Origin of the sequence: Cohnella sp. GCM10012308 (assembly GCF_042649185.1) — a bacterium.
GTDB lineage: Bacteria > Bacillota > Bacilli > Paenibacillales > Paenibacillaceae > Cohnella.
Genome location: NZ_JBHRYU010000010.1, coordinates 12,517 through 26,811, shown reverse-complemented (window position 1 = coordinate 26,811; position 14,295 = coordinate 12,517). Strand labels below are relative to the sequence as shown.

Below are 14,295 nucleotides of genomic sequence, written 5' to 3'. Positions count from 1 at the left end.
GATCGGCAAATGGATCATCGCGGACTCCTGACCGGACTGGCCGCCGCTGCACTGGTAAGCGCGGCCGTCGGCGCGGCGGGATTGGCACAACGGTATTTGGCATCGACCGGGAACTACGCGTTGTGGGAAGCCGCAGGCTTCGCGCTCGTCCTGTTCCCCGCCTTCGGCTTGCTTGGCAGACGATACGACCGGTTGAAGCGGCGCGCGGACCGCGACGGCTTGACCGGCTTGTGGAACCGCAGCTTCGCGCAGCGCTGCATCGGCGGCCTCCTGAAGCAGGCCGAGGCGCGGCGCAAGCGTCTGGCGGTCATGCTGATCGATCTGAACGATTTCAAGCTGATCAATGACGGACTCGGGCATGCCGAAGGCGACAGAGCGATCTCGATGGCAGCCGCCGCGCTGGAGGACGCTGCCGTCCGCGGCGAGATCGTTTGCCGCTGGGGCGGCGACGAATTTTTGTTGTTATGCCCTTATGCGGACCCGCAGGAAGCGGGCGCTCTGAAGCGCGCGATCGACGAGCGCATGGAGAGCTTGTCCCTGCACGGCGGGTTCCGCTTATCGGCGTCTAGCGGGTATGCCTTCTATCCGGATGACGGCACCACACTGGCAGAGCTGTCGGATTCGGCGGACCGGCGATTGTATGACAGCAAGCGTCAAGCGAAGCTTCAGCCGGAGCCGCGCAGGCTCGAAGCGTAAATCATGGCCCCAGATTTTAGGCGGTGCAGCTTATGCCCTTTTCGTAGACGGCAATCGTCCGTCACCGGAAGGGGTTATTCGCATGCGCGAGGGCCGGAAGGGTGGCCGTGCTTGCGGCCGGCCGGCAAAGCCGCTACGCTAGAGACATGACGCTGACCGAAGCGGGGACTTTCCATGATCTATAAAGGTTTGTTGCGGCTGTCGACCATGCTTGCCGGCGGCCTGCTCTTTGCTTTCTATTTATGCTGGGCGGCATACAAGCAGGGACTGTTCTACGATGCCGACTTGTATGGCGCAGAGGCGGCACTGATCGTCTTGGCAGCCGTGGCGGCTGTCGTTTCGGCGATCGGGTTCGGACGAGCCCTTCCATGGTGGGCGCTGGCACCGCTGGGTCTGGCGGCCGCCTACGGCTGCGCCTGGCTGGCGGGTCCGGCGTCCGTCAAGGGGACGGCGGACAGCCTGCTGAGATGGTGCGCATACGGCGCCTGGCTGACGCTGTCGGCGCTGCTTGCCGCAAGGCGCGGCGGAAGAGCGGCGGGCCACGCTGCCTTGCATGCCGCTGGCCTATTCTTCGTATGGGGCGGGCTGGCAGGCTGGTACGGATGGATTCGCTATCCGGACATCGTCTACCGGTCATCGGATGCCGCTCTGTCGATGACCGGCGCGCGGCTGGCCGGTTTCCTTCAATATCCCAACGCCTGCGGCGTCGTTGCTGCTTTTTTCTCAATTGCCCTATGGCAGCTGCTTAACCGGCCTGGACGCGCGGCAAGCGGTTTTGCGGCCGTCTCTTTCGTGCCGGCATTAACCGCGTTGCTGCTGACCGAGTCGCGCGGCGCCATGCTGGCGCTTGCCGCCGCAGGGGGCGTGTCGCTGATCGCGGCATATCGCAGGGGCAGCCGAGGCTATGGCCTCGCGGTCGCGGGAGTTGCCTTGTTGTGCGCAGCGATAGCCGCCAGGTTCGCATTCGATGCGATGGAGGCGGGGACGCCGGGAGAAGGCATCTGGGCGCTTATCATTTCGGCGGCGGTATTCGTTGTGACGGTGTTGGCGCTGCGTTCGCCGGAGTCGCACCGCAAGTCGGAGGGCGTAGCTGGACTGCGCCGGTTGCTTGCCGGGACATGGGGCGGATCGGCTGTTTTTGCGATTTGCGCGATAATCGCATATCTGCTGCTTGCTTCCGGCAGCGGCTCGGGCGGACGCGCGGAAGGCAACCTGGAGACGGCCGGCGCACGCACGCTTTATTATGCGGACGCGCTTCGCATGTTCGCCGACCGTCCGCTGCTGGGCGCGGGAGGAGAAGCCTGGCGCATGCAGGTGGGCTTGTACCAGAGCGGACCGTATATCGGAAACGAGGTGCACAGCGGCTACCTGGAAGTACTCATAGACGCGGGAGCGGTCGGCTTTGCCGCGTTGCTTGTCATGCTGGCCGGCTTTGCGGTTATCCTTTGGCGGCGTATGGGAGCCAGGCAAGCGTGGGGACCCGCAGCGGTTCTGCTGCTGCACGCGGGCGTCGATTTCGATTGGTCGTATGCTTATATTTGGCTGCTGCTGCTCTTCTGGCTGGCGCTGCATTTGTCGCTCCCGGCGCGGGAGCCAGCGCCTGCGCGACCGCTGGCGTCCATTCGCGCCGGTGTCGCCTTTAAGAAGATGCGCGCCGTTGGGCTGGCCGTTCCGGCGCTGCTGCTGCTTGCAGTAGCGATCGCCGTCGCGGCGCCGGCCATCCGCTACAAGTCGGCGGCCGGCGCATACGCGGCAGCGCAAACGGCCAGAGGCGACGCGGCGAAGCTTGCGCTGCTCCGCGAAGCCGAGCGGCACAACCCGCCTTGGAACCGGCCGCGCCTTGAAGCATCGCAGCTGCTGCCCGCGGCCGAACGGGCAGATTGGCTGCTGGACGGGCTGCGCTATGAGCCGGATTCGCCGAATGTGCATTACGCGCTCGGTATGGCATTCGCGGACGCGGGCGAGGTTGGGGAGGCGGAGGCGCATTTACAGGAGGCGCTGCGCCTTGCGCGCTTCGACCGCGATTCGCAAAATGCGGTCATCGCCAGATTCGCCAATCTTGCGCAGCGGCTGAAGGACGAAGGAGACGGCGAAGGCGCGTATCGCGCGGGACTCGCGGGCATCGGCTTTTTTGAAAGGTACGAAGCGCTGTACGCGCGGCAATATGCCGGCAAGTCCAATCCTTGGTCCGGCACGGATCTGTTCGTCTCCGCCAAAGTCAACGCCGCTAGATGCGCCATATTGGCCGGTCGCCGCGATGAAGCGGAGCCATGGCTGCAGGAGGCGCTGCAGGATGGAGACGCGGATTGGCAAAGAGAGGCGAAGGCCTTGCTTGATACCGATTCCGAAGGCAATTAAAATAAGGCCCGGCAGCATCCGCATCGTTTTCGACGCGGCGTTGCCGGGCTTTTATCTGCTGACATGGCCGGAGCTTAACCGCCGAACGCGTCACGAAACGCCCGGACGAGACGCTCTTGGTCGAGTTCCCACAGGCTCGCGATATCGGAGGCCACTTCGGTTTCCCACCAGTCCGCCAGCTTTTTGCGGTCGCTGCGGTGCTCGTGAATCCACAGCAGATTCAGCATCACGCGACGGACGTACAATTCCTCCGCTTCCTTCAATTTGGCGTCAGGCACATATGCCTTGAGCCGCTTGACGGTCCGGTACAGTTCATTGCCGCACGCGCGCCTGATGACCCTGGCGGTAGGCAGCGAGCCGGCATGCTTGCCCAAGTCGTTTTTCATGCGGAAGCGCTCCTCTCCGCGTTAATCTATGCGGAAGAGGAGCGCGGGGTTACGAGGCTGCCAGCTTTGCGGCGGACGATCGCGACGTTTATTGAACGACGAGATATCCGACCATCGGGACGCCGTCCTTCGGATCGCTATGCGTCTCGCAGACGATGGCATAGGTGCCGGCTTCCTTGGGCGTAAAGCGGACGATCGTCGTTTTTCCTTTGTTCACGGTCGCCTTGACGCCGAGTCCTTCGATGGTGAAGGGATGCGATTGGCCGTTGACGCCGGTGATCCGAAGCTCGACGGGCTGTCCTTTCTTGACCGGGATCGTGCCGGGATCCCAGCGATACGCCTCGATCTCCTGCCCGCTTTCCGTTGTCGAATTGAATTCGGTCGTTACGATGTAACGGACCTGCACGTCAGACGGCGGCGGCGCGGAAGCCGCCTGCGTCCGGTGCCACCCCGCGTAGGCTGCGCCAAGCACGACGATGGCCAATGCTGCGATGTACCACTGAATTCTTTTTTTGCTGATAAACATGACTCTGCTCATATCCGTTCGCTCCTCTTCGGCTTTGTCCTATTGAATTTGTATGCACGGGCCCGTCCCCGCATGACATCGTTTCTACCGGGACCCCGGCCAAGTAGAATCGGGATGCGCGGATATGCTAGAATAAAAAAGGTTCCGGCCCCTACTTATATCGCGTTTGTCCCACGACGCAAATACGATGAAGAGAGCAGGTACATAAGATGGATACGATTCACGAATGGCTTAACCAGTTGCTGCAATGGATTGAAAGTCTCGGATATTTCGGCATCGTGATCGGGCTCGCCATCGAGGTCATCCCCAGTGAGATCGTGCTCGGCTACGGCGGTTACCTGGTCTGGAAAGGCGACGTCAATTTCTGGGGCGCAGTCGCCTGCGGCGTAATCGGGGCGCTGATCCAACAGTGGATTTTGTACGCAATCGGACGTTACGGCGGCAGACCGATCGTGGACCGCTACGGCAAATTCTTGCATCTGAAGCCCAAGCACGTCGACAAATCGGAGCAGTGGTTCCAGAAGTACGGGCCGATTATCGTGTTCACCGCGCGGTTTGTGCCTGTCATGCGACAAGTCATCTCCATCCCGGCGGGCATGGCCAGGATGAATCTGGCGTTGTTCAGCGGCTTGACGCTGCTCGCGTCCATTCCTTGGTCGATTTTGTTCGTCTGGCTGGGCAAGTCGCTTGGAGACAACTGGGAGCAGATCGACGAGAAGGCCGCGCCTTACGTTCGTCCGATTATTCTGATCGCGCTAGCGGCACTGATCGTTTATTTCGTTTATATCTTTTTGCGCAAGCGGGGCAAATCCATTTAACGGATTTGCTTTTTTTTCTTTCGCAAGGTTTTCCTTTTGACGCTGGGATTGCTACAATAGGATCAAGTTCATTCATGTTGTCGAAACGAGGGATATCGCATGAGCCAACAGCTCGCACACAAGTTTAACCAGGGCATCTCGCCGCGCGCTTTTATGGACGGGATGGAGAAGAACAAAGAAGACTTTAATGCCAATTACGACAGCTTCACATGGCCGGACGCGAAGAGCCAGGCGTATTTCGAATCGCTTAACAACCGCGACGACCTTCGCGCCATGATCATTACCGCGGATTGGTGCGGCGACGCGCTGCGCAGCGTGCCCGTCGTGTTCCGCGCATTCGAAACCGCAGGCATCCCGACCGAGGTCATGATTATCGAGCAACACTTCGATCTGATCGACCAGCACCTGACTTTGGGCGGACGTTCGATTCCGATCGTTCTCGTCACGGACACGGGCGGCGCTCTTCTGGGCAAGTGGGGACCCCGTCCGCAGCATGTCCAGGACGTCATGATCGCCTTCAAGGAAGCGAACCCGGACAATCAGGCATCTACTTATCAGGACAATCTGTCCGTCGCGCGCAAAGAGATCGTCAAGCAATACGGCGATGCTTCCGAGTACACGCCTGTTATCCTTTGGGAGCTGCAGGACGTGCTCGAGCGCGTCTAAGGGAGTATCGCGATGCTGACTTTTCAAGCCTTTCCGCTCGGTCCGCTCCAGACCAACGCTTACGTGGTTGTCGACTCGGCGCGAACGCGGGCAATCGTGATCGATCCGGGCACTGCGGATCCGGCGCTTTTGCGCAAGGTCGCGGGTCTTAAGGTCGAAGCGATTTTGCTCACGCATGCGCACTTCGACCATATCGGCGGCGTGGACGAGCTTCGTGCAAAGTGGGGCTGCCCCGTCTATCTTCACCCGTTGGAGAAGGATTGGCTGACCGATCCGGCTAAAAACGGCTCCGCCCGTTGGAGCGACGTAACCGCGCCGGTCAAGAGCGGTCCGCCCGATCATACGCTCGAGGACGGGCAGAAGCTGCAGCTGATCGGCGAGACGTTCGAGGTGCGCCATACGCCCGGGCATTCGCCGGGGAGCGTCAGCTTTGTGTGCGGGGATCTGCTGTTCGCCGGCGATGCGCTGTTTCGGCGTTCCGTCGGACGTACCGATTTGCCCGGCGGCCATCAGGATACGCTCACGAAGTCCATTCGGGGCAAGCTGTACTCGCTCCCGGACGATACGCTCGTATTGCCCGGACACGGTCCAGAGACGACGATCGGAGAAGAAAAGCGGGAAAATCCGTACGTTCCGGCGCTGTCTTAAGCGACGATTTTTCCTGGATTTCCCGGGAAATTGTCGAACAATGGAAAAAAGGGGTTTACAACTCCTGCATTCCTCTGCTATATTGGCGGTACGAAGATATATGTTATAGCAACGGCTGCGAAGAACGCAGGCGACAGAGAGCTAAGTCTCTCTTGCGCCTGCGTTTTTTTGTTTGCCGTCGTCAAGGGAGGCTAGTCGTTTGAACAGAGGGAGACAGATCCGAATCAGCGTTTCCGCGGCCGTACTATCCGCCTTGCTTGTCTACGGCGTTTATATGCTGCAGATGAGACAGATCAGGCTGACGGAGACGACGGAGGTTGTCGTGCCGAAGCAGTTCGTGCCCGCCGGTACGTCGCTGGGCCGGGAGATGCTGACGAAGCTTCGCTTGCCTAGCGGCGCAGTTACCGATGAGATGATCGTCGCCATGGACGATGCGGACGGGCTGGAATCTTCCGTCCCGCTGGGCGGCGGAGAGCCGCTGCTCAGGTGGAAGCTGGACAAGTTCCGGCTGCTGCCGCGAGTCGGCGAGGCGACCTTTCAGGTGCCGCGGGACTACGTAAAGTCCGTATCAAGCGGCATCAGGGCGGGCGACCGGGCGATCGTGTACTTGTCGGCGGAGGGCGGCGCTTCGCGGAGGTTGTTCGCGGAGCCGGTCGTCGTGGCGGCGGTCAAGACCGCTTCCAATCAAGAGATCGACAACCCGAAGAGCTCGAATCTGCTGTCCATGGCCGAGGGGGACAAGGAGCGGATGTATGCTTCCAGGCGGGATGCGAACGGCAGCATCGACGCCGTCAACCTCAATTTGACCGAAGCGCAATGGCTCGAGCTGGACACCGCATGCAAGGACGGGAAGTCCAAGCTGATCGTCGCCTTCGACGCATCGTCGTTCGAGTCGGGGGAGGCGTCCGGTTCATGAGCGGCCAAGGGGGATCGCTGATCGCGTTCGCGGGGTCGACGCCGAATATCGGCACTTCGCTCGCGGCTTTCGGAACCGCATACCGGATCGCTTCGGTGACGGGCAAGCGTGTAGGCTATCTGTGCTTGAACTTGAAGAGCGCCAAGACGCATCTTTATCTGGGTATCGATCGGCCCGAGATCACGCTTAGCGGCATGCGGCCGGAGCTGAAGTCGGGCACGCTGACGGGCTCGAAGCTCAGGCAGTACGCCTTCGCGCCTTCGAGGCTTGAGGGCCTGCACGTGCTGTTCGGCAACCTGGCGCGGGACCAGGCCGAGTATTATGAGCCCGAGCAGATGGATGCGCTGCTTGCGGCAGCGCGAGACGCATTCGATGTGACGGTAGCGGACGTGAGCGCCTATTGGGACAACGCCGCGACAGTATGCGCCATGCGGGCCGCCGAGCACCGGTGTCTGGTAACGACCGGCAGCCTGACGCACTTCCAGGAAGACGTGAACCGGTGGACGGGGCAGGTCGGCTCGCAGTTCGGGCTGTCGCTTGCGAACTATCATTTAGTGCTGATGCAGAACAAATACAGGCGCGCGGGAGGGTTTGGAATGAAGGAAATTCGCAAGGAAACGGGAGTCATTTCACTATCCGAGCTGCAGCTTGCCGAGAGCGTGCATTTGCAGCTCGACAGCGGGCGTCTGGACGAATGGCTGGCGGCGGACGAGCGCCATGCCTCCGCGTTCGATCCGGTCGCGGGCACGCTGCTGCGGCAGTTGAATTGGGAAGAACGGTTAAAGCGAACGGATCGGCCTTGGCTGCGCAGGCTGCTGCAGCACAGGAGCAGAAGCCGATGACGACTGTTTATCCACAGATCGACGAGGAACAGGGCGAAGGGCGGCCGGATGCATCGGCCCGCTTCTCAGCGGCGGCTTATGCGGCGCAGCTGCAAGAGGGCAAGCAAGGTCTCGTGCCTTACGGCCCCTTGGAGGAGGTCGGCCCCCCGGGCTCCGGCGGTCAAGACTTAGGGGCTTTGACGGAAGAAGCGCGGCACATGCTGGCGGCGCCGCGAGGCTTCAGCGAAGAGGATCGAAGACGGTACGCGGAAAAGCTCAATCGGGCCGTAATCGGATTTCCGCAGGAACGTCAGGAGCTGCTGGCCATTTTGTCCGACTGGATCATTAAAAAAAGACTGCAGCATGCCAGCTTCGGTCCGCTGCCGTACGGCTCGCTCGCCGAAGCGCTGTTCGCGGAGGTCATCGGCCTGAACGTGCTTGAACTCGTCCTCAAGAACCGCAAAGGGCTCGAGGAGGTGCAAGTCGTCGGCACGCGCATTTTCGAGGTGAGGGACGGCGTTGCGTCTCGTTCCCCCTTCAGCTTCAGCTCGATCGCGCAGGTGGAGCGGATCCAACAGAATCTGGTGCTGTTCAACGACGATTCGATTAGCCCACGCAAGCGGTGGGCGGAGGTGCTGCTCCAGGACGGCTCGCGGGTGACGATGACCGGCTTCGGGTTTACGGCGCAGCCCTCGCTCACGATCCGTTTTTACACGGTCAGGCGCTTCGATCTGCAGACGCTGCTCAGACCGGAGTATCGCTCGATTGACGAATCCGTGTACAGGCTGCTCCACTGCATCGTGAAGTCCCGCTTCAACATGGTCGTGATCGGGCCAACCAATACGGGAAAAACCCATCTGATTAAGGCATTGATCGCTGCGATGCCCGACGAGGAGCGGATCGTAACGATAGAGGGAAGATACGAGCTGCGGCTGCAGCGGGATTTTCCCGACAAAAACGTCATCGAATACGAGGCGGACGAGGATGATCCGCAGCACGGCCCGCAGCAGGCATTTAAGCTGGCGCTGAGGCAGTCGCCGCAACGTATCTGTCACGCCGAGATCCGGGACGCGGATGCCAATATTTATGTTCGCGCCTGCACGCGGGGACACGAAGGGAGCATCACGTCCGTCCATGCGAACAGTCTTGAGGACGTGCCGGACGCGATCACGGACATGTGCATGCAAGATGGCAGGGCCATGAATGCAGCAAGGTTAACCCGAAGGGTCGCAGAGCATGTCACGCAGATCGGGTTTGAGATGCGGATGGTCGGCGGCAGCCGCAAGCTGGTTAGAATCGGGGAGTACGTCTGCAGCGGCGACGCGTTCGAGGTTCGGGATTGGGCGCGTTACGACGAAGCACGGGATGTTTGGCTGCTGAAGGCGGAGTTATCGGAGCGGGCTTGGGTACGGATCGGCAGGCTCGATCCCGAGAGCTTGGCCTGGCTTCGCAACGAACGAGAGGCGAATTCGTGTTGACGGCGTGGCTCTGGACGGCGGGCTGCTTGTTATTTTTGCTGCTCTTCGCCGCGCTGAGGGCAATATTTGCTCTGGCTGAGGACAGCCACAGCCGTACAAAGCGGCTTGGAAGGGACGAAACGGCGGATCTTCCCCTAGATACGAGCATCGTATGGCTTCGGCCGTTGTTCATGCACTTGGGGGACATTCTCTCGGCGTCCGGATGGCGGATCAAGCCGAACGCTTTTTGGAAAATGGCCTTTGGGCTTGCGCTAGCGGGCCTCTCGGGAGGCGCTATCGTTTTCCAATCCTTTCTCTCCGCCGCACTGCTGGGGGCGATGCTCGCTGTGCTGCCGTACAGTTTCTTGCGGATGTCGCTGATCAACCGGCAGCTTTCCGCCAGGCTTAATTTTTTGCCTGCTGCCGAACTGTTTTATCAATGCTACCTCGTGAACGGCTCCCGGCACGTTCGCACCGCGCTGCAGCGGATGGTCGAGGAGAGGCAGCTGCCGGGCGATACGCAGGCCATCTTCGAAGAACTGTATCGTCAGCTGAACATCCACCACGATGACGAACGCACCTTAAGGCGGTTTTCGATGTCTATCGGGCATATTTGGGCGGATTATTTCTCGAGCCTGCTAGGCGTCGCTTTGAGCGAAGGCAACAACATTGCGGACAATTTGCGGGAGCTCATAGACGATATGCGAAAGGCGCGCATGGACGATCATGCGGAGCGCCACCGGCTGCTCGAGATCCGCTTGGCCAATTTTACGCCCGTATTTTTCCTTGCATTGTTCTTAGCGATCAATTTTCGGCTGAATGCCGAAGCCAGCACGCTATATTACTTGTCCGACCCTGGCGGACGAAGCATGCTGCTGAATGCCTTGGTGCTTATTTTCGGATCGTTTCTTATGGGGCTGTACTTGTCGAGGCGGAAGATGTGAGGGCGGATCGCCTTATCTGTTCATGAAAAGGCGCTGTATTCCGCAGTGGGATGGAGGTGGACAAGGTTGGCGGGAGTGAGTCAGACCATTTACGAAGCCGTGTTATGGCTGGTCCAATTTTTAGCGGGCGCCGTCGGCGTTGCATATGTATTGCAAGCACTCACTTACCGCAAGCCTCGTTGGCGCGTCTCATTTGCCAACTGGCGAAAGCGCGGCCCGCCGCAGTGGTGGCTTCGGGCAGCGGGTTGCGGAGCCGAGAGCTCCGCCCTGCAAGAAAGACGACTGCTGCTCGCCGGCTGCGGCATTCGAATCGATCCGGCTATCTATTTGGCAGCGCGAAGGAGCCTCATTTTCGTTTGTGCGATGGCGGCGGGAGGATCGGCTGCCTGCGGAACAATCGGCCTGCTATCCGGCATCTCGCTCTGGAAGGCAGTGCCCATTATCGCGGTGCCGGCAATCGTGTCGACGTTCGACAAGACGTTGCTGGATTCGTTCAGGCGCTACCGGAGCGACCGGATCCGCCGGGAGTTGATCGCCGTTATGAACCAACTGATCTATTACATGGGCTCCCGTCTGCACCTTCACGGCAAGCTCATGCGGTGCATGTCCTATACCCGGATCATCCGGGGAGATTTTCAACTGCTGCTGAACGAATGGTACTACGATGCGGACAAGGCGCTCCTTCGCTTCAAGGAGAGGCTTGGAACCTCCGAGGGCTACAGCTTCGCCGAGACGATGCGATCGATGCGGCTGCATGAGAGCGACGAAGTATACCGGATGCTTCGCGACGTGCTGGCCGAGTATAAAGCCGGAATCGAGCTTGCCAAAGCGGGGAGAAAAGAGACGGCCTCGTACGCGCTGTTCGTGCTGGCGGGCCTGCCGATCCTATATACCTTTCAAATCTTTCTGTATCCTTGGGTCCAGGAGTCTCAGAAGCTGTTTGAAGTGTTGAAACCGTAGCGCATGCTAGGACGCTGCCCGGCAAAGAAGGGAAAGGAGGTGCTTCTATAATGCGGAATATCCTGATCACTGTCATGATGCTGATCGTAGTCGCTTTGATGTTCAACGGCATCGTCGCCAACGATTCGACGGGCACGAGAGCGCGTATCGAGACGCATGGCACGACTGCCAACACGACGCTTGGATCGATGGAGCCTTAAGGAGCTATGCCCCGGGGCAAGGAGGAGTTCATCATGAGACAGCTGCTGATGACCGTGATGCTTATCCTGACCGTCGCGCTCATCTATATGAACGTAGCGGAAGGGCATGAAGGCACCAAAGCCACGCTTCGCGATTCAGGCGCGGGCATGGCCGGCGCGATCGCGCGAATTAGTCCATGAAGCAGTTGCTCGTCTTTGTATTGTTCGCGACATTGTTCTGCTGGCTGATGTTCTCTCCGGTCTACAAACATGTGGTCGTGCTTCGACAGTCGCTGCTGCAGCAGGAAGTCGATTATATGCTCGAGGTCGGAGCGAGCGGGCGATACGGATATATCGATGCGACCATGATCGGCGACTCGCGTACGCGACTGTCAGGGTACGGATTTAAGCCCGAGATTCTCGAATACCAGGTGACGACGACAAGCGGCATGCCCGGGACGGATCCCGCGTCGCCGCTCGAAAGGGGCGACGGTCTGCGGCTTGTCATCCGTTACCCGTACGACGGTCTGATGGACATCGACCGGCTCATCGGCGTGGCTCCGCCTTCCGGCACGGCCCGAATGGCGGCTGCGGGCATGAAGATGAGCGAATTCGTGCCTTAATGCGAAGGGAGAGCTTCGCCTGTGCATAAGTTGTTTTTCAGCTTCCTTATGATCGTTCTCTGGTGGCTGCTGCACGCCATGCAGCTTGAAGAGGAAACAGCGCTTGGCACGTTGCACGAAGGAAAAAGGGCCGTCGACAGAGCGGCGCATGCGGCAGCTCAGCAGGTGGACGAGCCGAGTCTGGAGGCGGGCACGCCTTCCATCGATCCGGTGCGCGCGGAAGCGGCGGCACGCGCGTATCTGGCAGCCAACCTGCGGCTCGCGTCCGATTTGTCTCCCCTTAATGGGGGATGGTTGGAGTCGGCGCCCGAAATCGTCGATTTCGCCGTGATCAATGAACGCCATGCCTTCCCTTATACATATCGCAATGAGGCTTACGATTACGAGGTTACGCTTCGCCGGCCAGGCGTCGTTATGATCGTTCATCTCTCCTGTCCGCGCATCTTCGGGGTCATCGATCCGATCGAATGGGATTTAAAAGGGGCGGCTGAGCTTGTCTTCGCTTGAGCGTGAACAAGCACCCGTATGTGATAAACTAGAGAAAAGCACATACGATAGGGGCAATCCGATTTGAGCGAGACAACGCATCGCTTGGCTGATGAGCTATTGGAGAGACGTCTCCGTCTTCAACGGCAGATGAACGCAGAGGGCCTGCAAGCTTGTTTGATCACACAGAACGTAGGTATGTATTATTGGTCCGGCTCGATGCAGACCGGTTATTTATTGATTCCCGCGCAGGGCGAACCGACTTATTATGTCCGTCGCAGCTTGAACCGGGCGATCGGGGAAGCGACCGTCAAGACCGTGCCGCTAGGTTCGTTTCGCGCGTTTGGCGACACGCTAGCCCGCGATTACCCGGAACTGTTCGCGGATGGCCGCCGTCCGACGGTTGGCGCAGACCTGGACGTGCTTCCGGCACAGACGTATCTGCGGCTGCAAGAAGCGGCTCCGAATGTGGAGCTGCGCGACGGATCTGCCGTGATGAGGCAGGTCCGCTCGGTCAAGTCGGCTAGCGAGATTGCGATGATCGAGACGTCGGCCAAGGCTGCCGCGGCTGCGCTCGATCTGGCGCTCGGTCTCATTCGCGAAGGCATGACGGAGCTCGAGGTCATGACGATTCTGGAGGGAGAGATGCGTCGGCACGGGCACATCGGTCTCATGCGAATGCGCGGCTACAATCAGGAAATTATGACGGGGATGGTCGCGGCGGGAGAGGCGGCTGCCGAGCCCTCTTACTTTGACGGGCCTGCCGGGGGCAGGGGCTTGACGCCGGCAGCGCCGCAAAGCGCAAGCCGAAGGCCGATCGGAACGGGCGAGCCGATATTGCTCGATATCGGATGCTGCATCGACGGCTACACGATCGACCAGACCCGGACGGCAGTCATCGGCGAGCTGGACGACGAGCTTTCACGCGCGTATGAAGTCTCGGTGCGCATCCTGAGGCATACAGAATCGCTGCTGCGCCCAGGCGCGTCACCGGAATCGCTGTATGCGGAGGCTCTACGGCTGGCGGACGAAGCAGGATTGGCGGCGCATTTTATGGGCTTCGGCGCGGATCAGGTCCGCTTCCTCGGCCACGGAATCGGACTTGAGATCGACGAATGGCCCGTCCTCGCCCACGGGTTTTCAGATCCGCTCGAACCGGGCGTCGTGCTCGCGATCGAGCCCAAGTTTACGTTCCCCGGCCGCGGTGTCGTTGGCATTGAGAACACTTACGCGATTACCGCCGACGGCTTTCGAACGCTGACGGCGTCGCCTGAACGGTTGTATCGGCTTCCTCTCCACCCCTGACAAGTCTATTGCTCTTGGACAATCACTGCGTTATCTAGTAGGATAGTAGGATAAGCAGCTACGATTTATGTCCGCTTGATCAGGGGAGGGAGAAACGGCATGCTGAAGCTGGGGGAGAAGATCATCATCGTAAACGACCGTTTCGAGCAGAATATGCCCGTCGGCGAATACGGCTATGTCATCGCCTATGACCGCAACAACGACAGCGCCTTCGACTATATCATCCGGGTTCCGAATGCGAACCGTCAATATTACGTGCCGGCATCCGACGTCGAGTTGGAGGAAGTGCTGCTCGAGCTTGAAGCGGAGCGGATCGGCCGCGAGGCGCTCATCGACTATGCGCTGGCAACGCACAACGCAGAGTTGTTCAAGCGCATTATGAACGGCGAGCTTGAAGATGAGACCGAGGAAGAGGCGCCGCGCGAGGTGCAAAGCCGCGAGGAGTTCATTCGGCTCGTCAACCTTAAGGCGTGGATCTAACTGCCCTAACCGCAAGAAAAGAAGCT

18 protein-coding genes are annotated in these 14,295 nt (G+C 60.0%); 16 read left to right on the top strand and 2 right to left on the bottom strand.

Annotated features, from left to right (window positions below; genetic code table 11):
- Nucleotides 1–9 precede the first annotated feature (9 nt).
- Nucleotides 10–696, top strand: a complete 687-nt coding sequence (locus tag ACFOTD_RS13645) for a GGDEF domain-containing protein (RefSeq protein WP_378119579.1) — start codon at nt 10–12, stop codon at nt 694–696.
- A gap of 174 nt (nt 697–870) precedes the next feature.
- The gene (locus ACFOTD_RS13640; RefSeq protein WP_378119577.1) at nt 871–3,054 is read left to right on the top strand and encodes an O-antigen ligase family protein; all 2,184 of its coding nucleotides are present in this window, start codon (nt 871–873) and stop codon (nt 3,052–3,054) included.
- A gap of 74 nt (nt 3,055–3,128) precedes the next feature.
- Here ACFOTD_RS13640 and ACFOTD_RS13635 read toward each other — a convergent pair whose 3' ends face one another.
- Nucleotides 3,129–3,440 (bottom strand): dehydrogenase, encoded by a 312-nt coding sequence (locus ACFOTD_RS13635; RefSeq protein WP_378119575.1) that lies wholly within the window; start codon nt 3,438–3,440, stop codon nt 3,129–3,131.
- Nucleotides 3,441–3,528: 88 nt separating this feature from the next.
- The gene (locus ACFOTD_RS13630) at nt 3,529–3,978 is read right to left on the bottom strand and encodes a cupredoxin domain-containing protein (RefSeq protein WP_378119573.1); all 450 of its coding nucleotides are present in this window, start codon (nt 3,976–3,978) and stop codon (nt 3,529–3,531) included.
- Between the two features lie 197 nt (nt 3,979–4,175).
- Between ACFOTD_RS13630 and uptA the strand changes: the two genes are divergently transcribed.
- The 14 genes from uptA (at nt 4,176) to ACFOTD_RS13560 (ending at nt 14,269) form a co-directional block, all read left to right on the top strand.
- Nucleotides 4,176–4,784: an undecaprenyl phosphate transporter UptA gene (gene uptA, locus ACFOTD_RS13625; RefSeq protein WP_378119571.1), complete on the top strand. Its 609-nt coding sequence runs from the start codon at nt 4,176–4,178 to the stop codon at nt 4,782–4,784.
- 99 nt (nt 4,785–4,883) lie between these two features.
- Entirely contained in the window at nt 4,884–5,450 is a 567-nt protein-coding gene (locus ACFOTD_RS13620) for a thioredoxin family protein (RefSeq protein WP_378119569.1), read from the top strand.
- Between the two features lie 12 nt (nt 5,451–5,462).
- Nucleotides 5,463–6,098, top strand: a complete 636-nt coding sequence (locus ACFOTD_RS13615) for an MBL fold metallo-hydrolase (RefSeq protein WP_378119567.1) — start codon at nt 5,463–5,465, stop codon at nt 6,096–6,098.
- 199 nt (nt 6,099–6,297) lie between these two features.
- Entirely contained in the window at nt 6,298–7,014 is a 717-nt protein-coding gene (locus tag ACFOTD_RS13610; protein WP_378119565.1) for an SAF domain-containing protein, read from the top strand.
- Entirely contained in the window at nt 7,011–7,856 is an 846-nt protein-coding gene (locus ACFOTD_RS13605; protein ID WP_378119564.1) for a CpaE/TadZ family protein, read from the top strand. Before ACFOTD_RS13610 ends, ACFOTD_RS13605 begins: the two co-directional genes overlap by 4 nt.
- Nucleotides 7,853–9,313 carry an ATPase, T2SS/T4P/T4SS family gene (locus tag ACFOTD_RS13600; protein ID WP_378119562.1) on the top strand — a complete coding sequence of 487 codons (1,461 nt, stop codon included), beginning with the start codon at nt 7,853–7,855 and terminating at the stop codon, nt 9,311–9,313. Before ACFOTD_RS13605 ends, ACFOTD_RS13600 begins: the two co-directional genes overlap by 4 nt.
- Nucleotides 9,307–10,236: a hypothetical protein gene (locus tag ACFOTD_RS13595; RefSeq protein ID WP_378119560.1), complete on the top strand. Its 930-nt coding sequence runs from the start codon at nt 9,307–9,309 to the stop codon at nt 10,234–10,236. Before ACFOTD_RS13600 ends, ACFOTD_RS13595 begins: the two co-directional genes overlap by 7 nt.
- Nucleotides 10,237–10,311: 75 nt before the next feature.
- On the top strand, nt 10,312–11,196 hold the full coding sequence (locus tag ACFOTD_RS13590) for a hypothetical protein (RefSeq protein WP_378119842.1): 885 nt from the start codon (nt 10,312–10,314) through the stop codon (nt 11,194–11,196).
- Between the two features lie 50 nt (nt 11,197–11,246).
- Nucleotides 11,247–11,396: a hypothetical protein gene (locus ACFOTD_RS13585; RefSeq protein ID WP_378119559.1), complete on the top strand. Its 150-nt coding sequence runs from the start codon at nt 11,247–11,249 to the stop codon at nt 11,394–11,396.
- A 33-nt stretch (nt 11,397–11,429) separates the two neighbouring features.
- Nucleotides 11,430–11,576, top strand: coding sequence for a hypothetical protein (locus ACFOTD_RS13580; protein ID WP_378119557.1), 147 nt, complete (start codon nt 11,430–11,432; stop codon nt 11,574–11,576).
- Entirely contained in the window at nt 11,573–11,998 is a 426-nt protein-coding gene (locus ACFOTD_RS13575; RefSeq protein ID WP_378119555.1) for a hypothetical protein, read from the top strand. Before ACFOTD_RS13580 ends, ACFOTD_RS13575 begins: the two co-directional genes overlap by 4 nt.
- 21 nt (nt 11,999–12,019) lie before the next feature.
- Nucleotides 12,020–12,505, top strand: coding sequence for a hypothetical protein (locus ACFOTD_RS13570; protein ID WP_378119553.1), 486 nt, complete (start codon nt 12,020–12,022; stop codon nt 12,503–12,505).
- A 63-nt stretch (nt 12,506–12,568) separates the two neighbouring features.
- Entirely contained in the window at nt 12,569–13,789 is a 1,221-nt protein-coding gene (locus ACFOTD_RS13565) for a M24 family metallopeptidase (protein WP_378119551.1), read from the top strand.
- A gap of 99 nt (nt 13,790–13,888) precedes the next feature.
- Complete coding sequence (locus ACFOTD_RS13560) at nt 13,889–14,269, top strand: ATPase (RefSeq protein WP_378119549.1); 381 nt, start codon at nt 13,889–13,891, stop codon at nt 14,267–14,269.
- Nucleotides 14,270–14,295 lie beyond the last annotated feature (26 nt).